General features: G+C 62.4%; 21 protein-coding genes. 9 read left to right on the forward strand and 12 right to left on the reverse strand.

Translation table 11 applies throughout. The annotated features are described in order from the left end of the window. Nucleotides 1-5 precede the first annotated feature (5 nt). The 5 genes from hydA (at nt 6) to NOX35_RS16500 (ending at nt 4326) form a co-directional block, all read left to right on the forward strand. Nucleotides 6-1439, forward strand: a complete 1434-nt coding sequence (gene hydA, locus NOX35_RS16480) for a dihydropyrimidinase (RefSeq protein WP_256494040.1) — start codon at nt 6-8, stop codon at nt 1437-1439. 15 nt (nt 1440-1454) lie between these two features. Next, nucleotides 1455-2201 carry an aspartate/glutamate racemase family protein gene (locus NOX35_RS16485; protein ID WP_256494041.1) on the forward strand — a complete coding sequence of 249 codons (747 nt, stop codon included), beginning with the start codon at nt 1455-1457 and terminating at the stop codon, nt 2199-2201. A 142-nt stretch (nt 2202-2343) separates the two neighbouring features. Beyond that, nucleotides 2344-2991, forward strand: coding sequence for a GntR family transcriptional regulator (locus NOX35_RS16490; protein WP_034358464.1), 648 nt, complete (start codon nt 2344-2346; stop codon nt 2989-2991). Nucleotides 2992-3142: 151 nt separating this feature from the next. Further along, nucleotides 3143-3730 carry a chromate transporter gene (locus NOX35_RS16495; RefSeq protein ID WP_182283290.1) on the forward strand — a complete coding sequence of 196 codons (588 nt, stop codon included), beginning with the start codon at nt 3143-3145 and terminating at the stop codon, nt 3728-3730. Continuing rightward, nucleotides 3727-4326 carry a chromate transporter gene (locus NOX35_RS16500; RefSeq protein WP_256494043.1) on the forward strand — a complete coding sequence of 200 codons (600 nt, stop codon included), beginning with the start codon at nt 3727-3729 and terminating at the stop codon, nt 4324-4326. Before NOX35_RS16495 ends, NOX35_RS16500 begins: the two co-directional genes overlap by 4 nt. A 92-nt stretch (nt 4327-4418) precedes the next feature. Here NOX35_RS16500 and NOX35_RS16505 read toward each other — a convergent pair whose 3' ends face one another. Continuing rightward, nucleotides 4419-5192, reverse strand: coding sequence for an NAD-dependent deacylase (locus NOX35_RS16505; protein ID WP_182283292.1), 774 nt, complete (start codon nt 5190-5192; stop codon nt 4419-4421). Nucleotides 5193-5283: 91 nt separating this feature from the next. Here NOX35_RS16505 and NOX35_RS16510 point away from each other — a divergent pair, with 91 nt between their 5' ends. Further along, nucleotides 5284-7224 (forward strand): hybrid sensor histidine kinase/response regulator, encoded by a 1941-nt coding sequence (locus NOX35_RS16510; protein ID WP_256494044.1) that lies wholly within the window; start codon nt 5284-5286, stop codon nt 7222-7224. A gap of 79 nt (nt 7225-7303) precedes the next feature. On the opposite strand, the gene rlmB is transcribed toward NOX35_RS16510, so the two are convergent. After that, the gene (gene rlmB, locus NOX35_RS16515; protein WP_182283294.1) at nt 7304-8074 is read right to left on the reverse strand and encodes a 23S rRNA (guanosine(2251)-2'-O)-methyltransferase RlmB; all 771 of its coding nucleotides are present in this window, start codon (nt 8072-8074) and stop codon (nt 7304-7306) included. A 304-nt stretch (nt 8075-8378) separates the two neighbouring features. Here rlmB and sstT point away from each other — a divergent pair, with 304 nt between their 5' ends. After that, entirely contained in the window at nt 8379-9611 is a 1233-nt protein-coding gene (gene sstT, locus NOX35_RS16520) for a serine/threonine transporter SstT (RefSeq protein ID WP_182283295.1), read from the forward strand. A 100-nt stretch (nt 9612-9711) separates the two neighbouring features. Here the strand turns inward: sstT and NOX35_RS16525 are convergent, their stop codons facing one another. Beyond that, nucleotides 9712-10392, reverse strand: a complete 681-nt coding sequence (locus NOX35_RS16525) for an ABC transporter ATP-binding protein (protein WP_182283296.1) — start codon at nt 10390-10392, stop codon at nt 9712-9714. Between NOX35_RS16525 and NOX35_RS16530 the strand changes: the two genes are divergently transcribed. After that, the gene (locus NOX35_RS16530) at nt 10391-11122 is read left to right on the forward strand and encodes an arylesterase (protein WP_256494045.1); all 732 of its coding nucleotides are present in this window, start codon (nt 10391-10393) and stop codon (nt 11120-11122) included. The genes NOX35_RS16525 and NOX35_RS16530 overlap by 2 nt on opposite strands. Before the next feature lie 17 nt (nt 11123-11139). Here NOX35_RS16530 and NOX35_RS16535 read toward each other — a convergent pair whose 3' ends face one another. From NOX35_RS16535 to NOX35_RS16555, 5 genes are all read right to left on the reverse strand, one after another. Continuing rightward, nucleotides 11140-11358 carry a hypothetical protein gene (locus NOX35_RS16535; protein WP_182283298.1) on the reverse strand — a complete coding sequence of 73 codons (219 nt, stop codon included), beginning with the start codon at nt 11356-11358 and terminating at the stop codon, nt 11140-11142. Nucleotides 11359-11378: 20 nt separating this feature from the next. After that, on the reverse strand, nt 11379-12176 hold the full coding sequence (locus NOX35_RS16540) for a DUF2189 domain-containing protein (protein WP_182283299.1): 798 nt from the start codon (nt 12174-12176) through the stop codon (nt 11379-11381). A 222-nt stretch (nt 12177-12398) separates the two neighbouring features. Further along, on the reverse strand, nt 12399-13622 hold the full coding sequence (locus NOX35_RS16545) for a PLP-dependent transferase (RefSeq protein WP_256494046.1): 1224 nt from the start codon (nt 13620-13622) through the stop codon (nt 12399-12401). 84 nt (nt 13623-13706) lie between these two features. Continuing rightward, nucleotides 13707-14216, reverse strand: coding sequence for a BON domain-containing protein (locus NOX35_RS16550; protein WP_003069479.1), 510 nt, complete (start codon nt 14214-14216; stop codon nt 13707-13709). 176 nt (nt 14217-14392) lie between these two features. Further along, nucleotides 14393-15658, reverse strand: coding sequence for an MFS transporter (locus NOX35_RS16555; RefSeq protein ID WP_256494047.1), 1266 nt, complete (start codon nt 15656-15658; stop codon nt 14393-14395). A 275-nt stretch (nt 15659-15933) separates the two neighbouring features. Between NOX35_RS16555 and NOX35_RS16560 the strand changes: the two genes are divergently transcribed. Next, entirely contained in the window at nt 15934-16965 is a 1032-nt protein-coding gene (locus NOX35_RS16560) for a patatin-like phospholipase family protein (RefSeq protein WP_182283302.1), read from the forward strand. A 60-nt stretch (nt 16966-17025) separates the two neighbouring features. Here the strand turns inward: NOX35_RS16560 and NOX35_RS16565 are convergent, their stop codons facing one another. The 4 genes from NOX35_RS16565 to NOX35_RS16580 all read right to left on the reverse strand — a co-directional run bounded on the left by NOX35_RS16565 (nt 17026) and on the right by NOX35_RS16580 (nt 22865). Continuing rightward, complete coding sequence (locus tag NOX35_RS16565) at nt 17026-18885, reverse strand: acyl-CoA dehydrogenase (RefSeq protein ID WP_256494048.1); 1860 nt, start codon at nt 18883-18885, stop codon at nt 17026-17028. A 72-nt stretch (nt 18886-18957) separates the two neighbouring features. Beyond that, nucleotides 18958-19431: a PaaI family thioesterase gene (locus NOX35_RS16570; protein ID WP_182283304.1), complete on the reverse strand. Its 474-nt coding sequence runs from the start codon at nt 19429-19431 to the stop codon at nt 18958-18960. Nucleotide 19432: 1 nt separating this feature from the next. After that, nucleotides 19433-20608, reverse strand: coding sequence for an acetyl-CoA C-acyltransferase (locus NOX35_RS16575; RefSeq protein ID WP_256494049.1), 1176 nt, complete (start codon nt 20606-20608; stop codon nt 19433-19435). Between the two features lie 157 nt (nt 20609-20765). Next, the gene (locus tag NOX35_RS16580) at nt 20766-22865 is read right to left on the reverse strand and encodes a 3-hydroxyacyl-CoA dehydrogenase NAD-binding domain-containing protein (RefSeq protein ID WP_256494050.1); all 2100 of its coding nucleotides are present in this window, start codon (nt 22863-22865) and stop codon (nt 20766-20768) included. Nucleotides 22866-23082 lie beyond the last annotated feature (217 nt).

Genomic DNA, 23082 nt, shown 5'->3' on the forward strand with positions numbered 1-23082 from the left:
TCAGCATGAAATCCAGCGAATTTGATCTCGTAGTGCGCAATGCGCGCGTTGCCACCGCCAGCGACATCTTTGAATCCGATATAGGCATCCGCGACGGCAAGATTGTCCAGCTGGGCGCCAACCTGCCCGCCGGCGCCCGCGAATATGACGCTGCCGGCCGCGTGGTCACGCCCGGCGGCATCGACGCCCACTGCCACCTGGACCAACCCATGGAGCCGCCGGTGCGCATGGCCGACGACTTCGACAGCGGCACGCGCGCCGCGGCCTGCGGCGGCACCACCACCGTGATTCCGTTCGCGGCCCAGGCCAAGGGCCAGTCGCTGCGCGCGGCCGTGGAGGACTACCACCGTCGCGCCGACGGCAAGGCCCACGTGGACTACGGTTTCCACATGATTGTCAGCGACCCCACGCCCGAAGTACTGGAAAACGAACTGCCCGCGCTGATCCGCGAAGGCTATACCTCCTTCAAGATCTACATGACCTATGACGATCTGAAGCTCAACGACGGCCAGATCCTCGACGTGCTGGACGTGGCGCGCAAGTACGACGCCACCACCATGATCCATGCAGAGAACGCCGACTGCATCCAGTGGCTGACCAAGCGCCTGGAAGCCAGCGGCCGCACCGCCCCTCGCTATCACGCAGTCTCGCGCCCCATGCTGGTGGAGCGCGAAGCCACCCACCGCGCCATCGCGCTCTCGGAGCTTGCCGATGTGCCCATCCTCATCGTCCATGTCTCGGGCCGCGAGGCCGTCGAGCAGATCCGCTGGGCACGTTCCCACGGCATGAACATCATGGCCGAAACCTGCCCGCAATACCTGTTCCTGAGCGCAGAAGACCTGGGCCTCGACGACAGCTACCATGGCGCCAAGTGCGTATGCAGCCCGCCGCCGCGCGACAAGGCGAACCAGGAGGTCATCTGGAACGGTCTGAACGACGGGCTCTTCACGGTATTCTCGTCCGATCATGCGCCATTCAACTATGACGCCCCGGAAGGCAAAAAACCGGGTGGCAACGAGGTCTCCTTCAGCCATATTCCGAATGGCATCCCGGGCATCGAGACCCGTCTGTCCCTGCTCTACACCCATGGCGTGCTGGCGGGACGCATGACGCTGAACCGCTTCGTGGAACTGACCTCCACCAACCCCGCCAAGGTCTATGGACTGCATCCGCGCAAGGGCAGCATCGCCATCGGAGCCGATGCCGACCTGGTCGTCTGGCAGGAAGGCGAGCGCACCATCAGCAACCGCGACCTGCATCACAACGTGGACCACACCCCTTACGAAGGCCAGTTGCTCAAGGCCTGGCCCTGCCTGACCCTGTCGGGCGGCCAGGTCGTCTGGGATGGCGAGAAGTTCCAGGCCCGAACCGGCCAGGGACAATTTCTGCGACGTGGCGCCCCCACATTGCTGCCCAAGCGACATGCCCCTCGCTTCTGAACCGGAGCACACACCATGAAACTGCTCATCATCAATCCCAATATCTCCGAGAGCGTCACTTCCTTGATAGAGAAAGAGGCCGGGCTGGCCGCCGCGCCAGGCACGGAAATCACCATGCTGACCGCCCCCATGGGCGTGGCCTATATTGAGACGCGCTTCGAGGCCATGATTGCCGCCTATGCCGTGGCCGAGCTGGCCGCAACCCATGCCGCACGGCATGACGCCGTCATCGTTGCTGCATTTGGCGACCCCGGTCTCGAAGGCCTGCGAGAGGCCCTGGACATTCCCGTGCTGGGCATGACCGAGTCCGCGCTCATGAGCGCATGCATGCTGGGCAAACGCTTCTCGATCATTGCCATCTCCAGGCGCATTACCGCCTGGTACCGAGATATGGTCGAGCGCAACGGACTCATAGACCGACTGGCCAGCATTCGCTGCCTGGACGAGCCGCTGCGAGACATCGGAAGTGTGCAGGACGACCATGCAGCACGCCTGCAGGCCTTGTGCGAAGCAGCGGTCAGCGAGGATGGCGCCGACGTGCTGATCATTGCCGGCGCCCCGCTGGCGGGCCTCGCACGCTCCATCAAGCACAGTTTGCCGGTGCCGGCCGTCGATGGCGTCTCCAGCGCCGTCAACCATGCACAGAGCCTGGTCTCGCTGGCTCCCGCTCCGGCACGCGCCGGCAGCTTTGCCAAACCACCACGCAAGGACTTCAAGAACCTCCCCCCGGGGCTCACCCAGCTCTTGAATCAGCTGCCCTGAACACTCTGCGGGATAACCTCAATCGGGGCGTTCGAAGCCGACATGCCGTGTGACACTAGAATTCACCGGCATGTCGACAAAATACACTACAAAAGTGAACAATCGAAGCAACACATCTCGATCTGAAATTACCGTGGATGAAATGGCGGCTCGCATTGCCACAGCCATCCATGAGCACCGCCTGCTGCCGGGGACCAAGCTCGGCGAAGACAGGCTGGCCAATATCTTCAACACCAGCCGGGCTCGCGTGCGCGAGGTCCTTGCCCGCATGGCCCGCGACCAGATGGTGGAGCTGTTCCCGCAGCGTGGAGCCTTTGTCGCCAAACCCAGCATCGAGCAGGCGCTGGACGTCTTTGAAGCACGCCGACTGATAGAGCCAGGCATTGTGCGTCGCCTCGTTCTGAACATGGACAACAGCAAGATCCGTCGCCTGCAGACCCATCTGAAGCAGGAGCGCGAAGCACGTGCCAACTCCGACAAGCGAGCCACGGTGCGCCTGTCCGGCGAGTTTCATGTGCTGCTGGCGGAGCTGGCCGGCAACTCCGCGCTGCTGCGCAGCATGCGTGAACTGTCCACACTGACCTGCCTGACGATCTCGCTGTATGAATCGGCGGTCAATACCTGCTGCCTGGTGGATGAGCACGAAGCCGTGGTCGATGCCATCGTCGCGGGCAATGGCGAGCTGGCAGAGCAATTGATGCTCAGCCACCTGGACCACATACAGGGCAGCCTGCGCCTGGAGGCCGATGCCGACGACGCTGATCTGGAGCAGATCCTGGGCGACCTCTGACCTGCGCCAGGCGTCGCGCTCCGGCAACGGGAGCCATCAAAGTGATCGATACACCCTTCTCTACTGAAGATGGCTCGAGCCAATCCGGAGACAGATGCCCGGATTAGCATCCACAGCTGACTCCGATCACTCTCTCCTTGAGACCCGCCCGATGAGCTCGCCCGCCCCTCCGTCCTTGCCGCTAGCCGAGCGGCCCCGTCCCCGCCATCTGCGTGAACTGTTCTGGTCACTGACTTTTCTGGCCTTGCAGGGTTTCGGCGGCGTGCTGGCCGTGGTGCAGCGCGAACTGGTCGAAAAACGCCAATGGCTGAGCAATGAGGAGTTCATGGAGGATTGGGCCGTGGCGCAGATCATGCCCGGGCCCAATGTGGTGAATCTTTCCATCATGCTGGGCGAGCGCTACTTCGGCTGGCGCGGCGCCATCGTGGGGCTGTGCGGCATGCTGACATTCCCGATGCTGGTGGTCATCAGCCTCACTTTGGTCTACACCCAGTTCGCGGCCAACCCGGCCGTTGCCGGCGCCCTGCGCGGCATGGGCGCCGTGGCGGCAGGACTGGTGGCGGGCATGGGCCTGAAGCTGTCCGGCACGCTGCGCAAGCACCCTCTGGGCAAGTGGTATTGCGCAGGGCTGGCCATCGCCGCCTTTGTGCTGGTGGCCGTGCTGCGCCTGCCGCTGTTCTGGGCCTTGTTGCTGGTGGGCGCAACAGGCTGCTTGCTGACCTACCGGAGGCTCACATGAGCCCGCTGGCGATCGGGCTGCAGACCGTGGACTGGCTGCATCTTTTTGCCTACTTCCTGACGCTGTCGCTGATGGCCGTGGGTGGAGCCATCACCGCCGCGCCCGATATGCACCGCTATCTGGTTGACGGCAACCACTGGCTGTCGGAAACCCAGTTCACCAGCTCCATCGCCATCGCCCAGGCTGCCCCCGGCCCCAATGTGCTGTTCATCGCCCTGCTGGGCTGGAACGTGGGACTGAATGCGGGCGGCGGCGCCGGCCCTGCGGCTTGGGGACTAGGTGCACTCGGAGTTGCCGTATGCATGGTGGGCATTTTGCTGCCCAGCTCGCTGCTGACCTGGCAGGCTTCGCGCTGGGGCCAGCGCAACCGGGACAAACGCGGCGTGCGCGCCTTCAAGCAAGGCATGGCTCCGCTGGTGATCGGGCTGCTGCTGGCCACAGGCTGGCTGCTGGGCAGCGCCAGCGGCAACCCTGGCAAGGACTGGAAGCTATGGCTGCTGAGCCTTGCGTGCACCCTGCTGGTATGGCGCACCCGCATTCATCTGCTGTGGCTGCTGGCTGGCGGTGCGGCGCTGGGTGCGCTGGGCTGGGTGTAAAAGCAGTACCGCCAAGCCTCGGGTTCGGCAGATCAGGCGTCAACTGCCAAGGCAGTCTCTTTCCTGATGCTGCTGCTGGCTCCTATGCCTGCCTACTCGGAACTTTCCAGCAGCAAGGGAAGCACTTTTGCCGATGGCATGGCGATCATCTGGTCCGCCACCGAGTCCAGCTCGCTTGCATGCGGGTTGATGATGACCACTCGCGCCCGGTTGCGCCCTGCGATCTTGGCCAGACCTGCTGCCGGGTAGACTGCGCCCGACGTGCCGATCACCAGCATCAGCTGACATTGCGCTGCCGCCTGCTCTGCCCTGGCCCAGGTCTGGCTGGGCAGAGACTCGCCAAACCACACGACGGCAGGCCGCAGCAAATTGCCGCAGGCGGCGCAATGAGGCGGCTCCCCCGGGACGGCCTGCTCCAGGTCGCAGGACGCACAACGGCGATTCAGCCAGCGATTCCCGTTCAGCTCTCCATGCAGGCTCAGCACATCTTCACTGCCCGCCTGCTGGTGCAGGCCATCCACATTCTGCGTGATGAGTGTCATTCGACCGGGATGCTGCCTTGCCCAACGCGCCAGCGCCAGATGCCCCTCATTGGGCTTCACCTTGGCAACCAGCGCACGTCGGTGCTCGTACCAGCGCCAGACATGAGCCGGATCGCGGCGGTACCCCGCCTCGCTGGCCATTTCCTCAGGCTTGAACTGGGACCAATACCCGTTTGCATCCTCCCTGAAAGTGGGCACTCCCGACTCGGCGCTGACACCTGCCCCGGTAAGCACGGCCAGCCGCTGGGCCTCGCCCAGCCAGCGACGCACGCAGGCAATCGCACTGAAGGACGCCGAAGAATTGTCAATAAGTGCTTGAACCAAGGCTATAACCTCAAAAATCGAGTTGCAACGTGGAATACTTGAATTCCTATGCGGAGCTTCTTTTTTGCCTGATATTGCACCACACCAGCATATGAATGAATCGGGCCAATTGTTCGCACTTCAGCAAGCCATGACGCCAGCAGCATTGGCATGGGGTCTTGTTGATGTCCAAACATTGGAACTGCGCTTTGCCAATCCTGCATTGCGGCGCCTTCTGCAGCCCAGTCACCAGGCGCCCGGCATTCCCGAGCGCGAGATTCTGGAAACAGCCAGGCTGGCTATCAGGCAGTGCATGGAGACTGGCCTGGAAGCGACTGCAAACTTGCCCGATCACCCCGGGCTCTGGCATTTTTCGCCAATTCAAGCCAATGGCACGGCAGAAGCGGTGCAATGCTATGTATTGCCGACCGAAACCTCGTTTCGTGAACCCGATGACGAACTCGGGCTGGGGCATGTCAACCGCTTTGAGGACTTTCTGGACCACCTGCCCTATCAGGTCTGGATTGCAACACCCCATGGAGAGGTGACCTGGCTCAACCGGGCCCTGCATGAATACGCCTACCGCGAAGTACGCCCCCTGAGCCTGCGCGAAGGCATATGGATTGATATCGTGCACCCCGACGATCTGGCGACCGTCAACACCGGGCTGTCGCGCGCCCTGATCACCGAAAAGCCGACGGGATACCGGCTGCGTATCAAGCGCCATGACGGACAGTTCCACTGGTTTTTTTCATCGCTGTCTCCCGTCAAGAATGCGCAGGGAAAGATTCTCTACTGGGTCGGCGCCAACCTGGGCATAGACAGCGTCCGGCAATCCGAGAATCAGTTGCGCGACCAGATCACCACGCTGAGCCACCAGCTGAGACTCAAGCAGCAGGCACTGGATCAGGCCGAAACCTACCTCGCCCAAGCCCAGAAAATGGGCATGGTGAACCAGTTGTCTGCCGGTGTCGCGCATGACATGAAGAACCTGCTTTTCATCACCGGCCTGCATGCCGGCATGCTGGAAAAGCAGCTGGGTGAGCCCGAGCAGCTCGAACATGTGGATGTGATACTCAATACCATCCAGAAAGCAGGCAGCCTGGCATCACATCTGACGGGGTTCAGCAGTCGCAAATCCATGCAGTTGGCTGCCGCCGACCCCCGTGCACTGGTGCAAGACCTGGAGCCGCTGCTGAGCAAGGCCGTCGGCCAGAACGCTGAACTGCAGCTGCATATGGCCAGCAGCATCTGGCCCATCAGCGTGGACAAGCTGTATTTCGAGAACTCGCTGATCAATCTCTGCATCAATGCGCGTGATGCTACCGAAGAGCAGGGCCAGATCACGCTGACAGCGGAGAACGTGCTGCTCAAGCGTGCCGGCCATACGGGCGACTACGTAATGATCAGCGTGGCCGACAACGGCACGGGCATGAGCGAAGAGATCAAGGCCCGCATCTTCGACATGTTCTTCACCACCAAGCCCGAAGGCAAGGGCGCGGGCCTGGGCCTGCCCATGGTCAAGAACTTCATGGACCATGTCCGGGGCCTGATCGAAGTGGAAAGCACCCCAGGCCTGGGAACCACCGTGAGCCTGTACTTTCCGCGCGCACAACCGGTCGTACCGCAGAGCCCGCAAGCCTCGGCACCTGCGGGCCGGCAGGAAGCGATTTTGCTCATCGAGCCCGATCTGGCCACGCGCAATGCCATGGCCCAGGTGCTCTACGGACTTGGTTATCAGGTCGTGACCGCATATTTACCCGAAGTCGCGCTGCGCTATATCAACAGCGGCATGAAGGTGGATCTCATCATTGCCGCCGATGAGTTTTCCGGTGCCTTGAGCATCGCAAAAATGCAGGAAAAGCTGGCCCGGGAGCATGTTCTCATTCCGCTCATCCTCATGACCAGCAGCGAAGAGGCCGAAGTGCCACATGCTCAGGAATGCCGCTACGTGGTGCTGAGCAAGCCCATGGAGATTGGCGAGCTGGCACGCACCGTACAGCGCATGCTGCATCCGGACTGCGCGACGCCAGCCGATCTGCCGGCCGTCTGAGAACGGTTCGGCCGGACCTTCAAAAAAGGCGTGGCTGCTTTCGCAGCCACGCCTTGCTTCAGATACCGGTAAAGCCGGCTCAGGCCTTGATCGCCACGGCCGTTGCCAGGCGCTGGCGCAACGCCTCATACAGACATACCCCGCTGGCAACCGACACGTTCAGGCTTTCCACCGCGCCCTGCATGGGGATGCTGACCAGCGCATCGCAGGTCTTGCGGGTCAGCTGACGCATGCCATCGCCCTCGGCCCCCAGCACCAGCGCTGTCGGGCCGGTCAGATCCATCTGGTAGAGATGCTTGTCGGCATCGCCGCTGGTACCGATGATCCAGATACCGCGCTCCTTGAGTTCCTTGAGCGTGCGTGCCAGATTGGTGACCATGAAGTAAGGCACGGTCTCGGCCGCGCCGCTGGCCACCTTGGCCACGGTGGCATTGATGCCGGCCGCATGATCCTTGGGAGCAATCACGGCATGCACGCCGGCACCGTCGGCTACACGCAGGCAGGCCCCCAGGTTGTGCGGATCGGTCACACCGTCGAGCACCAGCAGCAGCGGGGCTTTCACACCCTCCTCCTCCAGGTCGTCGAGCAGCTCGTCGAGCGTGCGCGTGTCCTTGACCTCTTCCACGCGCGCAGCCACGCCCTGATGGCCGTGAGAGCCGGCGAGCTTGGCAATGCGCAGGGCATCGGCCTCGATCAGACGCACACCGGCTTCCTTGGCACGCTCCAGAAACTGGCGCATGCGCGCATCGCGGCGCGAAGCCTCGAAATAGACTTCGATGATGGATTGGGGGGCGGTCTTCAGACGCACGCCTACGGCGTGAAAGCCGAAAAGAACTTTGGGGGACGACATGGGGCCACATTATCCCGGCGTTTACGGCAGACCTGAGACTCGCAGGGCCATGTCTGGGCTGACAGCTGAGGTTTTCCATTGCCGCTACACTGCGCCCCCAACGGGCAAGGCACCGGATCATCAAGCAGCACCAGCATGGCTTTTTCCGAGTGCGAGTCTTTACATGAGGCTCCACTGCCACCCAGAACGACTGGCAACAGGCTTGAGCCTGCTGCCCCTGCATTCACGCATATAGCCTCTTCATGTCCGGCATGAGGAGGCTTGCGTGTTTGCATCCCCTCCAATCCCATAACGAATACCCAGCATGCTCAACGCCTTGCTCGATTGGTTCAACCGCAGCAGCCTGGTGCTGCAGATTCTGATTGCCCTGATTCTGGGCGGCCTGGTGGCCTGGCTATGGCCGGCCGCCGCCCAGTCGGTTTCCCTGTTGGGCAGCTTGTTCATTGCCGCGCTCAAGGCTGTCGCTCCGGTTCTGGTGCTGCTGCTGGTCATGGCGGCCGTCAGCAGCCACCGCCCCGGCCAGGAGACGCAAATCAAGCCCGTGCTCTTGCTGTACGTCATCGGTACGCTGGCGGCGGCCTGCGTGGCCGTTGCAGCCAGCGCGCTCTTTCCCTCGGTGATTCACTTTCGTGAAGCGCCCAAAGTCCAGAGCGTGCCCGGCGAGATCAGCCAGGTGCTGAGCACCGTCGTCCAGAGCCTGTTCGACAACCCCGTCAATGCATTGCTGAACGCCAACTACATCGGCATTCTGGCCTGGGCTATTGCGCTGGGCTTGGCACTACGCCACGCCACGCCCAACACCCGCACCATGGTGGAGGACTTTGGCCATGCCATCACCCGCGTGATTCAAGGCGTGATCCGCCTGGCCCCCTTCGGCATCTTCGGCCTGGTGGTCGCAACCTTCTCCTCAGGCGGGTTGGAAGCACTCAAGGACTATGCCCATCTGCTGGCCGTGCTGGTCGGCTGCATGGTGTTTGTGGCATTGGTGATCAACCCAGTCATTGTCTGGACTCAGACTCGCCGCAACCCCTATCCGCTGGTGCTGACCTGCCTGCGCGAAAGCGCAGTGACCGCCTTCTTCACGCGCAGCTCGGGAGCCAACATTCCCGTCAATCTGGCCTTGGCCCAGAAGCTCAGGCTCGACGAGAACACCTACAGCATCTCCATCCCGCTGGGCGCCACCATCAATATGGCCGGCGCTGCCGTCACCATCAGCGTGCTGACACTGGCCGCTGCCCATACGCTCAATATCTCGGTGGACATTCCCACGGCCATACTGCTGTGCGTGGTCTCTGCGGTCTGTGCCTGCGGTGCCTCGGGTGTACCCGGTGGCTCGCTGCTGCTGATTCCGCTGGCCTGCAGCCTGTTCAACATCCCCAACGATGTGGCCATGCAGGTAGTGGGTGTCGGCTATGTGATCGGCGTGATTCAGGACTCGACCGAGACAGCCCTCAATTCCTCGACCGACGTGCTGTTTACCGCAGCCGCCTGCCGCGCCGCAGAGCGCAGGGCCGGACTGGAAGTCGCGCGCATCTGAGGCTTGAATTCAGAGACTACCGATTTGATAGCTTCAAGTGCCTGTTTGATAAGTGCCAGACGCCAAAAAGGCCTGTGATCACACAGGCCTTTTTGTTTTTTCAGACAGAGCGTCCGGCTTCTATGGTGATGCTGCGATCACATTGCGTCGCAATCTCGCGGTCATGCGTCACCAGAATCAGGGTCGTGCCGCGCTCGCGGTTGAGCGCAAACATCAGCTCCATGATGGTCTGGCCCGTGGCGAAGTCCAGGCTGCCGGTGGGCTCATCGGCCAGCAGCACGGCCGGCTCCACCACAAAAGCACGCGCCAGGGCCACGCGCTGCTGTTCGCCACCCGACATCAGCCTGGGATAGTGATTGAGACGCTGACCCAGGCCCACACGCTCCAGCATCTGCGAAGCCCGTGCTCTCGCATCGCGCTGCCCCGCCAGCTCCAGCGGCAGCATGACATTTTCCAAAGCCGTGAGATTGCCCAGCAACTGAAAGCTCTGGAAGACAAAGCCCATCTTCTGTGCCCGCACCGCCGCCCTGTCGTCCTCGCTGAGTGCAAACAGATCCTGGCCCAGCAGGCGGACCGTGCCGTGACTGGGGGTATCGAGGCCGGCCAGAATCGACAGCAAAGTGCTTTTACCCGAACCGGAGGCCCCCACAATGGCAACGGTTTCACCGGCCGTGAAACTCAGATTGATATCCCGCAAAATATCCAGCACGCCTGTGGAATCGCTCACCGATTTGGACAGTTGCTCAACGGCAATCAAAGGAATGGCAAGAGTTGTGGACATGAATCAATTGGATAGCAAAAACGTCAAGAGTCGCAGCCAGCACTTTGCGCTGCAGCGCCGTCACTGTATCGCTGTTGCCCTGACGCTAGCCATTTCAGGGGCTTGCGGTGCGGCAGTGGCCTCATCGCCTGCCAGGAACAAGGAGCCGGCCAAGGCCGCTCCCGGTGCGAAATCCGGCCCGGTGCTGGTGCTTGGCGATTCGCTCAGTGCCGAGTACGGGCTGACGCGCGGCAAGGGCTGGGTACAGTTGCTGCAGCAGCGCATGAATGACGAAAAAAATCCGCGCAAGGTGGTCAATGCCAGTATCAGCGGCGAGACTACGGCCGGCGGCAGAGCGCGCCTGGCGTCACTGCTCAGGCAGCATGAGCCGGGCATCGTGATTCTGGAGCTGGGCGGCAACGACGCATTGCGCGGCCTGGCGCTGCAGAGCACACAGCAAAATCTGGAAGTCATGATCAAGGCCGCCAGGGAGGCCGGGGCCCAGGTGCTGCTGGTTGGCATGCAGGTACCGCCCAACTATGGAGCAATCTATACCGAGCAATTTGCCGAGATGTTCAGGAGCATTGCCGACGCGCAAAGTCTGCCGCTGGTGCCGTTTCTGCTGTCGGGCATCGGCGATGCGGCGGATGCCGAGCGATGGTTTCAGAGCGACCGAATACACCCCAATGCCCAGGCTCAGCCACAGATGCTGGCCAATGTCTGGCCCAAGCTGAAGCCCCTGCTGAAATAAGCGACGGCCGCGCGGCCTCAGTCGCTGCCGCCTCCTCCATCACCGCCTGCGTCACTGCCGTCCGAGCTGCAAGCGCTCCCGCTGCTGTCCGAGCCGCAGAAATAGCTGTCGTTGAAGACGTCGCGGCCATCTTCGCGGCTGCTCGCCGAAGTCCAGGCCAGCTGCGAATCGGTGCTGTGGCCCGAAGCGCCTGGCTGGGGCGCAAAGACTTTTTTCAGCCAGTTCCAGAACTCCATGGCATCCCCCTCATTGCGCCTCAAGCAGGATCCTCCTTGCTTTCGGCGCGGACGCTGGCTTTATAGGCATGCCAGCTGGCGCAACCCAGCAGCGGTCCGATGACGATCAGACCTGCACTGTAGAAGAGCAGCGAGACCATAATCAACACGGTGATGATCAGCCCCCACAACAGCATCACGCCCGTATTGGCACCCACCACGCGCATGCTGGTGATGCAGGCCGTCAAGGCATCGGTATCCAGATCAAGAATGGTTGGCAGTGAAACCACCATGCTGGCAAACACCAAGGCAGCAAATATCCCGCCCACTGCGGTGTAACTCAGCAGGAATTCCCAGTTCTCTGGTCGCAGCAGGGTCTGCAGCAAGGTCGCCGTACTGGGCATGCCGGTATCAAACGAGATGGCGAACACCACCATGGCGGCGCGCCCCCAGAGCATCTCCAGCACCATCAGCACCATGACCAGCATGCCCATGCTGGCCAGATGCTTGTCCCAGCAAGTCAGAGATTCCGACATCAGCACGGCCTTGCCCTGCTCCAGTTGTTTGCTGATGTAGTACAGACCCATGGCCATGAAGGGTCCGACCAGCAGACAGCCGCTGGCCATGGACATCAGATATTCGGGGCTGGAGCGAAACACCCAGGCCATCAGGCGCGCCATGCCCCAGAAACACAGGCCGTAGAACAGCGCAATCATCGGTGCGCGACGCACATCGCCCAGACCGAGCAGCAGCCATTGCCAGGGCTCGCTCCAGCGCAGTTGCAGAATCTGCAGATTGCCGGACTCGGCCTTGACCTCGGAAACAGGGGAAGCTTGCATGCGAGACCCTCCTTGTCGCCCGTGCCGCACCTGGTTGGCAGCAACTGACAGGCACAAGGTACCCGCTCAACCTCGAATCTGCATTGCGGAAAGCCCGCATGCCAGCCTCCGCGCTTCACTATCAAAACAATAGCTCACAGCACTTATCTTTTATTGATTTCAGTCAATAATGACGCTGAAATCACTTCTCAACAAGCGCTGCCAGCTCCTATTTAAATAGCTTCAACCAAAGGCCTTGAGCAGAGCCTGGGCCAGATCGGCCTGCAGATCGGTCGCATCTTCGAGGCCGATGGCAAAGCGCACCACGGTCCCCGCCTTGATATGGGGTGTGGCACGGCTGCGCATCTGCGGCAGCTCATAGGGCACGACCAGGCTCACAGGCCCGCCCCAGCTGTAGCCCAGCTTGAACAGGTGCAGGCTGTCGCAGAAGCGATCCACGGCCTCCTGGTCGAAGCGCTCGTCAATGACCACGCTGAACAGACCTGCCGCCACGCCATCCTGGCCCTGCCCTTGTGCGCACAGCTGCTTCCAGCAAGCGTAGCCCGGGGCTCCAGGCATGGCGGGGTGCAGCACCTGCGCCACGGCACTTTGGGTGGCCAGCCACTGCGCCAGCTGGCGGGCCGACTTGTCCTGGGCGTGATAGCGCAGACCGATGCTGGGCAGGCTGCGCAACACGGCTTCAGCGTCATTGCCGCTCACGCCCAGGCCCAGGCGCATGTGCGCGAGCTTGATGCGCATATGCAGGGGCTGGTTGCGCGTGATGATGCTGCCCATCAGCACATCGCCGCCGCCGCTGGGGTATTTGGTCAGGGCATGGACCGTGACATCGATGCCCAGGCTGCCATCGCCCAGCAGGTCGAAGGGACGGAAAGCCAGGCCCGCGCCCCAGGTGTTGTCCAGCACCATGGTCACGCCCCTGGCCCGGCACAGGCGCACCTGCTCGACGAGATCGGGAAACTCCATGGTTACCGAGCCAGGAGCCTCCAGCCAGACCAGCTTGGTGGCTGGCGTGATCTTGGCCGCCAGATCTTCGACACTCATGGGGTCGTAGTACCGATGGCGAATGCCGAAATGGGCCAGCTCGCCCTCGGTCAGCGTCTTGTTGGGACCGTATACGTTATCGGGCAGCAGCACCTCGTCGCCCGTCCTGAGCAGCGCCAGCGACACCGTGGCAATCGCGGCCAGGCCGCTGGGTATCAGCAGGCATTGCAGACCACCCTCCAGCGATGCCAGACGTTCTTCCAGGGCATAGGTCGTGGGCGTGCCATGCAGGCCGTAGGTGTAGCTGCTCTTGTCCAGCCAGCGGCGCTCGCGCATGGCCTGCACATTCTCGAAGTACACGGTCGAGGCCTTGTGCACGGCAAGCTGCGGGCCTTCGAAGTCCGTGGGTGGCTTGTAGGGATGATGGATCAGGTGGGTGGAAAGCTTGTGGTCGGCTTGGGTCATGCCCTGATCTTAGTGCCATGCAGCCACAAAAAAGCCAGAGGGCTTGCGCGCTCTGGCTTCATGCGGGTTGGCGGCCTAGGAGTATCAGCCGGCCTTCACGGTCAGATTGTTGTTGACCGAGGTCACGCCCTTGGCAGCCTTGGCGATCTCGCCGGCCTGGGTCTTGACGGCTTCGCTGGGCACGGTGCCGGTCAGGGTCACTGCGCCGCCCTTGGTGTCCACATTGATCTGCAGGGCGCTGATTTCCGGGGCCTTGATCAAATCGGTCTTGACGGCAGCGGTGATGCCAGCGTCATCGAGGGCAGCCCCCGCCTTGGCTGCGCCTTCTTCCATCTTGTTGCCAGCCTTTTCCATGGCGGCACCGGTAGCTTCACCAGCCTTGGCCAATGCATCGGCAGCTGCATCGCCGGCCTTGGCCGTACCTTCTTCAATCTTGCTGCCAGCATTTTCCGCAGCCTTCTCGGTCTGGGAAATGGCGGAATCGAGCTTCTGGCCAGCGGTCTTGTTGTCGTCGGACTTGCCGCAGGCAGCCAAGCCAAAGGCCAAGGCGGTAATGGCCAGAACTTGAGCGGAACGCTTGAACATAGTGGTCATATCGATTTCTCCCTTAATGCTTGCAAAAACATGACGGTCAACTGTAACGAACCACCATTTTGGCTCGGATACGAACTTTTCCAGCATCTCTGTAGGACAAATTTGTCCGAATTTGTGACATTTGATTAATAAATGTTTTCTTCTGTGATTTACAGAAACTCTATGCAAGCCATGCGCTAGTCCGCAACCCCTTGCATGCGCGGATGGCGCGCAAATGCCAACCCCAGCAGGGTAGCCAACAGCATGACGAAGCAGGCAAACAGACTCACGGCCAGCTTGATGCTCCAGTGATCGGCAATCCAGCCCACTGCCATCATGGGCAGCATGGAGCCGAGCAGACCGATGGTCTGATAGCTGGACAACATGCCTGCCCGGTTGTCGGGCCTGGCAAGACGGCCCACCATGGTCATGCCGGCCAGCATGCACATGCCATGCCCCAGTGCCGTCAAACACACGCCCAAGATGAACAGCAGCGCCGAGCGCATCTGCAGATTCAGCAGCAGCATGCCGTTGCTGAGCGCCAGCAGCGCCATGCCGGCAAAACCGCAGCGGTGCAGCGGCAAGCTGGCAGCCACCAGCTGAATGCCCGCAGAGACGAGCAAAATCACCGCAATGGCCGTACCGCTGACCGCAGGGCCGCTCCAGGGAATCATCTGCTGCAGAAACAGCGGCACCATGGAGGCATACAGCCCGAATACGCCGAACGCCACGAACGGGTAGCCGCAGGTCAGTGCAAAAGCCAGGGAATCCTCGCGCACAGGCCAGATCAGCCGCGGCAGGCAGTCCCGCCAGTGCAGGCGGCCCGATGCCTGCCCCGGTTGGCCCGCGTCCTGCTGCACCGATTCCGGCAGCTTGAGCGTGACAACGCCCGCCACACCGATGCAGCCCAGCACCAGCGGCACCAGATAGGCCGTCGTCAAGGGCTGAGGCAGCCACTGCCCCGCCACGCCACCGATCAAGGGCCCCAGACCAAAGCCCAGCACATTGAGAAAGCTGGCCATCATGGCCACCCGCTGAGGCTGCAGATGGGTGCTTCCGCTGGCCGCCAGCAGTGTCAGGCCCGTGGTGGCGCTGATGGTGATGAGGCTTGATGACACCCCCACCATGAAACGCCCGACGATCAGACTGGGCAGATTCCAGGCCAGCATGGAGATCAGGGTGCCTGCCAGCGTCAGACACAGGAAACACAGCATCACGCGCTGAAAGCCGATGCGGTCGGGCAGGCGCCCCAGAAACAGCAGGGCGCACAGGCCACCGCACATATAGAGCACATAGATCAGCGAGATATCGCTGGGCCGCAACTGCCAGGCTTGCTGATAGAGCGCATAAAGCGGACTGATCAGCGCCGCCCCCAGCACTCCCACCACCAGGCCGAAGCCCACCCACCAGACCGAGACCTGTGCCGTTGTGGCACCGGCCTGCCATGTATTGCTTTGCGACATTTGCTGCCTCTTGATCGTGCCAGGCCTGCGACAGGGACAGAGCGGACAGGCGTTCGTCCTGCCGCGCCGTCAGAGCGTGCCGGCCACTTGCTTGCAATGAGAACATTGTCTGCAAAGCCGCATCGGCACACATAGGCCAAACAAAGGATACATGTCTCAAACTATTTGCCATCAAGCACAGGAAGCTATGCTTTTTGACGATCAAAACCAGTACATCAACGCATCAAACACCCGTCGCTATACTTTGCGCCCTAATGACAGCAGGATTTCCCGGCATGCGCCTGAATGCTTTTTTGCGCCCCTTGGTCTGTTTGAGTCTGCTTGGCCTTGCCGCCTGCGGCAGCAACCCCTCCAGCCCCGCAGCGACACCCGAGCCGCCTACCGCAACCACATCAGCCCCCCCGATCAAGATCGGCCTGGCGCTGGGCGGTGGTGCGGCCAAGGGCTTTGCCCATATCGGCGTCATCAAGATGCTCGAGGCCAATGGCCTCACGCCCTCGTTCGTGGCCGGCACCAGTGCGGGCAGCGTGGTGGGTGCGCTCTATGCAAGCGGCATGAACGCCTTTGAGCTGCAGGAAAAAGCCGTGGCCCTGGATGAGGCCAAGATCCGCGACCTGCAGCTTTCTGCGGGCGGCCTGGTGCTGGGCCAGAAGCTTGAGGACTATGTGAATGAACAAGTCCACCGCAAACCGCTGGAGCAGATGGCCAAGCCCTTTGTCGCCATCTCCACGCGCCTGGAAGACGGTGAACGCACGGTGTTCGCACGTGGCAATGTGGGCCAGGCCGTGCGCGCCTCCAGCAGCGTGCCGGGCGTGTTCCAGCCCGTCACCATCGGCAAGTACCACTATGTGGACGGCGGCATTGTCAGCCCCGTGCCGGTGGATGCCGTGCGCAATCTGGGGGCCGACATCGTGATTGCCGTGGACATTTCCAACAAGGCCAGCGGCAAGACCCCGGCGAATATGCTCGGAGCACTCAATCAGTCGATTGCCATCATGGGCCAGAAGCTGGGCCAGGCCGAGCTGGCACGTGCCGACATCATCATTCGTCCCAAGGTGCTGGACATCGGCCCGGCCGACTTCGCGCAGCGCAGCCATGCGATTGTGGAAGGTGAGAAGGCCGCTACCGCACTGATGCCGCAGATTCGCGAACGCATCGCCCAGCTGCGCGCCGAACGCGCCAAGGCCACTCAGGTAGCGCAGCAAAAGGCCGCTGAAGCCAGCTATCAGGACTGCCTGAAGCAGCGTTCCAGCCTTCAAAAGCTGTCCGGCATGGTGGGCATGAGCGGCAACTGCGAAAAGCCCTGAGCTGAACCTGCCCCATGAAAAAGGCCCGCGTCAGCGGGCCTTTTTGCAGCGCGGCGAGGCTCAGAACGCCTCTTCCTCCATCGCTGCGCAGGTCATGTCGCGCGCCTTGACCACCTGTAGCCAGGCGCCGATGCGCGGCAACTCGTAATGGAAGAAGTAGCGCTGCGCCGCCATGCTGCCGCGATGAGCTGCAATGGCAAGATCCTTGTCCATGGCCAGTACGGCCAGCGCGACATCCAGCCAGATCCAGGCCAGTACCAGATGGCCGAAGGCCTGCATATAGGGCACGGCATTGGCCAGTGCATCCTGCGGATTGCCCGTGGCCCAGGCCGCCTTGGTGGTTGATCCAACATCGGCCAACGCACGCGCCAGCTGGTTGGCATAGGTGCCCAGCTTCTCATGCTGCATGGCTCGCTGGATGGTGGCATTGATGCGTGCAGCCAGCAGCTGCAGGCCCTTGCCGCCATCCATGACGACCTTGCGGCCCAGCAGATCCATGGCCTGGATGCCGTGCGTGCCCTCGTGGATCATGTTCAGGCGGTTATCACGCCAGTACTGTTCGACCGCGAAGTCACGCGTGTAGCCATAGCCGCCATGGATCTGGATGGCCAGCGAATTGGCTTCCAGGCAGAACTCGCTGGGCCAGCTCTTGGCCACCGGCGTCAGCACCTCCAGCAGCAGCCGGGCTTCTGCCGCCTCCTGGCTCTGGCCGGTGTACTGCTCGTCCACCAGTCTTGCGCACAGCAGATTCAGGGCCAGCGCGCCTTCGCAATAGGCCTTCTGCGCCAACAGCATGCGCTTGACGTCGGCATGCTCGATGATGCGCGACTGCGGCCGGCTCGCATCCTTGCCGCCCTCGCCTATGGGCCGACCCTGGGGGCGGCTCTGTGCATATTCCAGACTGGCGTGGTAGCCCGCCATGCCCAGCATGGAGGCCGCCATGCCGATGGAGATGCGCGCCTCGTTCATCATGTGGAACATGCATTTCAGGCCCTCGCCGGGCTTGCCGACCAGATAGCCGATCGCACCCGCACCGCAGCCGTCCAGCCCCCCGCCATGCTGTCCGCGCACGGGGTATCTGCCTTCGCCGAAATTGAGCAGGGTATTGGTCGTGCCGCGCCAGCCCAGCTTGTGGTTGAGCCCCGCCAGGGCCACGTCGTTGCGCTCGCCAGTCAGCCGGCCCTCGGAATCGACCAGCCTCTTGGGCACGATGAACAGCGAGATGCCCTTCACGCCGGCAATGGTCTTGCCGTCGGCGCCGGGAATCTTGGCCAGCACCAGGTGCACGATGTTCTCGGTCATCTCGTGGTCGCCCGAGCTGATCCACATCTTGTTGCCCTTGAGGCGATAGCGCGGCCCCAGCACATCGCTCTCGTACTCGACGCCATCGGGCTCGGCGCGTGTGGCGATATCCGACAGCGACGAGCCCGCCTGAGGCTCGGACAAGGCCATGGTGCCGGCCCAGCGACCGTTGAACTCATTGGCCGCAAAGACCTTTTTCTGCCGCTCGGTGCCATGGGCCATGATGGCATTGGCATTGCCCGAGGTCAGCATGTTCGAGCCAATGCTGATCGAGGCCGCTGCGAAAAAGCAGTTGGCCGCCGCCTCCACGGCATAGGGCAGTTGCATGCCGCCCATCTCGTAGTCCTGGGCCGCGCTGAGCATGCCCGATTCGGCATAGGCCTCGCGGGCTTCATAGGTGCATTGGGGCAGGATGACCTTCTCGCCATCGAATTGCGGCTCCTGCAAGTCCACCGTGCGGTTGAAGGGCGCGTATTTCTCGCGCGCAATGCGCTCGCAGGTATCCATCACCGCATCAAAGGTATCACGCGAATGATCGGCAAAGCGTGCGCGACTGGTCAGGCCTTCAGCCTGCAGCCAGTCGTAGAGCAGAAAGTCAATGGTGGAACGCAGGCGCATAGATTACCTATCAAAACAGGCTGCAAGCGCTCTATGCACCAGAGCGAGCAGCTATCAAAAGAAGAGCATCAACTAGGCGGGCGCGCCCTCGGGCCGCTCGGGCAGCACCGCGATCGTGCCCTGCGCCACGGCGCACAGCCTTTCCTGCCCGTCGGCCAGCACCACGAGCACCTCGCAGCGGCACACCGCCTGCGAGCGGCCGGCGTGCACGGCCTCGGCGCGTGCAAGCAGGCGCTCGCCCACGGCCGGGCGCAGGTAGTTGATCTTGAATTCGGACGTCACCACGGGCCGGCCCAGCGCGCTGCCGCCGGCATAGGTGAGCGCGTTGTCGGCCAGGTAGCTCAGCACACCACCGTGCGCGAAGCCGTGCTGCTGCTGCAGTTCGCGCCGCATCGGCAGCGCGAGCGTGCAGCGCCCGGGCTCGAAGGCTTCCAGCGCGGCGCCCAGCAGGATGCTGAACGGCTGGGCCGCCAGCACCTGCCGGCCCATGGCCAGGAAGGCTTCGGGCGACACTGCGGCGGGCGCCGCGCCGGTAGCGCCAGCCATGTCAGAGCACCTCGAACACGCCTGCCGCACCCATGCCGCCGCCAATGCACATGGTCACGCAGACACGCTTGGCGCCGCGGCGTTTGCCCTCGATCAGTGCATGGCCCGTCAGGCGCTGGCCCGAGACACCATAGGGGTGGCCCACGGCAATCGCGCCGCCGTTGACGTTGAGCCTGTCGGCCGGAATGCCCAGTTTGTCGCGGCAGTAGATGACCTGCACGGCAAAGGCTTCGTTGAGCTCCCACAGGTCAATGTCATTGATCGACAGACCCAGCTTCTTGAGCACCTTGGGGATGGCGTAGATGGGGCCGATGCCCATCTCGTCGGGCTCGCAGCCGGCCACGGCAAAGCCCAGGAAACGGCCCAGGGGCTTGAGGCCCTTGCGCGATGCGTATTCCTCGCTGACCACGGCGCAGGCGCCGGCTCCGTCGGAGAACTGGCTCGCGTTGCCGGCGGTAATCACCCCGCCGGGCAGCGCGCTGCGCAGACCGCTGATGCCTTCCTTGGTCGTGCCCTCGCGAATGCCTTCGTCCTTGCTCACGGTCACCTCCTTGGTGACCATGCCGCGCACCTTGTCCACCACGCCCATGACGGTCTTCATGGGGGCAATTTCCGCTTCGAACAGGCCGGCAGCCTGTGCCGCAGCGGCTTTCTGCTGGCTGGAGGCGCCGTACTCATCCTGGGCATCGCGGCTGATGCTGTAGCGCTTGGCCACCTGTTCGGCAGTCTGCAGCATGCTCCAGTAGATCTCGGGCTTCATGGCAGTCAGCTCGGGATCGAAAGCCATGTGCTGATTCAGGTGAGGCTGCACGCAGGAGATGCTCTCCAGGCCGCCAGCCACCAGCACATCGTTCTCGCCCGCGATGATGCGCTGGGCAGCCAGCGCAATCGCCTGCAGGCCCGAGGAGCAGAAGCGGTTGATGGTCAGACCCGATGTCGTGACCGGCAGGCCTGCACGCATGGCGATCAGACGGGCGACGTTGCCACCGGTCGTGCCTTCGGGCAGCGACATGCCCATGATCACGTCCTCGACCTCGGCACCCTCGATGCCTGCGCGCTCCACCGCCGCCTTGACGGCGTGGGCGCCCAGGGTGGGGCCATAAGTCATGTTGAAAGCGCCCTTCCAGCTCTTGGCCAACGGAGTGCGCGCGGTAGAAACAATCACTGCGGATGTCATGTTCTGTCCTTTGATTCTGGGTATTTCCTGGCAAATCGCCGTTCACACAGCCCAGCAAATCGAAGATTTGCGTTGGAGACGAGGCGCGAAGCCGCAGGCAGTACGAGCAGTACGCCAAGGCCTCGCAACGACGTTTCAAGGTCTGTGTGCGCGGCGCCTAGCTGAACTGCTTGCCTTCGGCGGCCAACTTGGCCAGCAGCGGAGCAGGCTGCCAGAACTTGGCATCGTCGTTGGGGTTCCGGGCAAAGCGGCCCATGGCCTGAACCACGTTGAACAGGCCGACTTCGCCCGCATAGTGCATGGGGCCGCCGCGCCACAGCGGAAAGCCGTAGCCGGTCAGATACACCATGTCGATATCGCCGGACTTGCTGGCAATTCCGTCCTCCAGGATGTGCGCGCCTTCGTTGACCAGCGCATAGACCAGGCGCTGCACGATTTCCTCGTCGGAGATCTTGCGCGGCGTGATACCCAGGCTCTTGCGGTGCTCGTCGATCATCTTGGCCACCACCTCCGAAGGGATGGCATCCCGCTTGCCAGGCACATAGTCATACCAACCCGCACCGGTCTTCTGACCGAAGCGGCCCAGTTCGCACAGACGATCCGCACTGGCGCTGTACTTCATATCGGGTTTTTCGACATAACGGCGCTTGCGAATCGCCCAACCGATGTCGTTGCCCGCCAGATCGCCCATGCGGAACGGGCCCATGGCAAAGCCGAACTTCTCGATGGCCTTGTCCACCTGCTGTGGCGATGCACCTTCGTCCAGCAGGAAGCCGGCCTGGCGCGAGTACTGCTCGATCATGCGGTTGCCAATGAAGCCGTCGCAGACGCCGGAGACCACGGCGGTCTTCTTGATCTTCTTGCCGACCTTCATCACCGTGGCCAGCACATCCTTGGCCGTGGCCTTGCCGCGCACCACTTCCAGCAGCTTCATCACATTGGCGGGACTGAAGAAATGCATGCCCACCACGTCCTGCGGACGCTTGGTAAAGGCGGCAATCCTGTCCACATCGAGTGTGGAGGTGTTGGATGCCAGAATCGCACCGGGCTTGGCCACTTCATCGAGCTGCTTGAAGACCTGCTCCTTCACGCCCAGCTCCTCGAACACAGCCTCGATGATGAGGTCGGCATTCTTCAGATCGCCATAGTTGAGCGTGGTGGACAGCAGGCTCATGCGCTGCTCGTACTTCTGCTCGGAGAGCTTGCCCTTTTTGACCTGGGCTTCGTAATTCTTGCGGATGGTCGCCACACCGCGATCCAGGGCTTCCTGCTTGGTCTCCAGAATCGTGACGGGAATGCCCGCATTCAGGAAGTTCATGGAGATGCCGCCGCCCATGGTGCCGGCACCGATCACACCCACGGTGCGGATCTCGCGCACCGGTGTATCGCCGGGCACGTCAGGGATCTTGGAAGCCGCACGTTCGGCCATGAACAGATGACGCAGCGAACGCGACTCGGGCGTCATCATCAGCTGCATGAAGGCTTCGCGCTCGGCCACCATGCCGTCGTCGAATTTCTTGGTCGTGGCGTTCTTGACGGCTTCCAGGCAGCGCATGGGCGCTGGGAAGTTCTTGGACATGCCCTGCACCATGGTGGCGGCAAACTCGAAAAAGGCCTCGCCCTGGGGATGCTTGCAGGACAGATCGCGCACACGCGGCAGCGGGCGGACATCGGCGACCTCCAGCGCCAAGGCCTTGGCCTCGGCCAGCAGCGTCTCGGCAGATGCAGACATCTTGTTGAACAGGTTCTGGCCGGGCAGCATGGCCAGCATTTCGCTCATCACGGCCTCGCCGCTGACGATCATGTTGAGAGCGGCTTCCACACCCAGTACGCGCGGCAGGCGCTGGGTGCCGCCGGCGCCCGGCAGCAGGCCCAGCTTGACCTCGGGCAGCGCCACGGCCGTGCCGGGGGCCGCAATGCGGTAATGGCAGCCCAGCGCCAGCTCCAGCCCGCCCCCCATGCAGACGCTGTGAATCGCGGCAATCACGGGCTTGGTCGACAGGTCCAGTTGCTGGATGACCGAGATCAGGTGCGGCTCACGGTAGGCATCATCCTTGCCGAACTCGGTGATATCGGCTCCGCCCGAGAAGGCCTTGCCGGCCCCGGTGATCACAATGGCCTTGACGGCATTATCGGCCAGAGCCTCGCGCAAACCCTCAACCACACCTCGTCTGGTGGCCAGACCCAGGCCGTTGACCGGCGGGTTGTTCAAGGTAATGACGGCGATGGCTCCGTCCACTTTGTATTCAGCAGTCATGCTGTTGTCCCCTGTTCAATAAATAGAAAAGAACGGTCGTGCGTTTTTATTTTCCGAATTTTGCTGAGTTGCGCAACTGATGCTTGTCCTGAGCGAGACAGCTCACACAATGAGCACACCTCATGTCAAAGACATCAAGCAAGGGCCTGGGCGGCCCCACCGCCCCGCAGCAAGGATGTCGTCCCCCTCCCGCAAAGCGAGAGAGGGGGAAGCGGCA

The organism is Comamonas sp. C11 (assembly GCF_024496285.1).
Taxonomy (GTDB): Bacteria; Pseudomonadota; Gammaproteobacteria; order Burkholderiales; family Burkholderiaceae_C; genus Comamonas; species Comamonas testosteroni_F.

Excerpts from the sequence above, each read along its gene's own strand:
- NOX35_RS16500 (WP_256494043.1), top strand. The coding sequence starts at position 3,727 with ATGAGCCCGCTGGCGATCGGGCTGCAGACCGTGGACTGGCTGCATCTT.
- rlmB (WP_182283294.1), bottom strand. The coding sequence starts at position 8,074 with ATGTCGTCCCCCAAAGTTCTTTTCGGCTTTCACGCCGTAGGCGTGCGT.
- NOX35_RS16555 (WP_256494047.1), bottom strand. The coding sequence starts at position 15,658 with ATGTCGCAAAGCAATACATGGCAGGCCGGTGCCACAACGGCACAGGTC.
- NOX35_RS16535 (WP_182283298.1), bottom strand. The coding sequence starts at position 11,358 with ATGGAGTTCTGGAACTGGCTGAAAAAAGTCTTTGCGCCCCAGCCAGGC.
- NOX35_RS16565 (WP_256494048.1), bottom strand. The coding sequence starts at position 18,885 with ATGCGCCTGCGTTCCACCATTGACTTTCTGCTCTACGACTGGCTGCAG.
- NOX35_RS16530 (WP_256494045.1), top strand. The coding sequence starts at position 10,391 with ATGAATCAATTGGATAGCAAAAACGTCAAGAGTCGCAGCCAGCACTTT.
- NOX35_RS16490 (WP_034358464.1), top strand. The coding sequence starts at position 2,344 with ATGGCGGCTCGCATTGCCACAGCCATCCATGAGCACCGCCTGCTGCCG.
- NOX35_RS16560 (WP_182283302.1), top strand. The coding sequence starts at position 15,934 with ATGCGCCTGAATGCTTTTTTGCGCCCCTTGGTCTGTTTGAGTCTGCTT.
- NOX35_RS16495 (WP_182283290.1), top strand. The coding sequence starts at position 3,143 with ATGAGCTCGCCCGCCCCTCCGTCCTTGCCGCTAGCCGAGCGGCCCCGT.
- hydA (WP_256494040.1), top strand. The coding sequence starts at position 6 with ATGAAATCCAGCGAATTTGATCTCGTAGTGCGCAATGCGCGCGTTGCC.
- NOX35_RS16525 (WP_182283296.1), bottom strand. The coding sequence starts at position 10,392 with ATGTCCACAACTCTTGCCATTCCTTTGATTGCCGTTGAGCAACTGTCC.
- NOX35_RS16550 (WP_003069479.1), bottom strand. The coding sequence starts at position 14,216 with ATGACCACTATGTTCAAGCGTTCCGCTCAAGTTCTGGCCATTACCGCC.
- NOX35_RS16575 (WP_256494049.1), bottom strand. The coding sequence starts at position 20,608 with ATGACATCCGCAGTGATTGTTTCTACCGCGCGCACTCCGTTGGCCAAG.
- NOX35_RS16580 (WP_256494050.1), bottom strand. The coding sequence starts at position 22,865 with ATGACTGCTGAATACAAAGTGGACGGAGCCATCGCCGTCATTACCTTG.
- NOX35_RS16545 (WP_256494046.1), bottom strand. The coding sequence starts at position 13,622 with ATGACCCAAGCCGACCACAAGCTTTCCACCCACCTGATCCATCATCCC.
- NOX35_RS16485 (WP_256494041.1), top strand. The coding sequence starts at position 1,455 with ATGAAACTGCTCATCATCAATCCCAATATCTCCGAGAGCGTCACTTCC.
- NOX35_RS16510 (WP_256494044.1), top strand. The coding sequence starts at position 5,284 with ATGAATGAATCGGGCCAATTGTTCGCACTTCAGCAAGCCATGACGCCA.
- NOX35_RS16540 (WP_182283299.1), bottom strand. The coding sequence starts at position 12,176 with ATGCAAGCTTCCCCTGTTTCCGAGGTCAAGGCCGAGTCCGGCAATCTG.
- NOX35_RS16570 (WP_182283304.1), bottom strand. The coding sequence starts at position 19,431 with ATGGCTGGCGCTACCGGCGCGGCGCCCGCCGCAGTGTCGCCCGAAGCC.
- sstT (WP_182283295.1), top strand. The coding sequence starts at position 8,379 with ATGCTCAACGCCTTGCTCGATTGGTTCAACCGCAGCAGCCTGGTGCTG.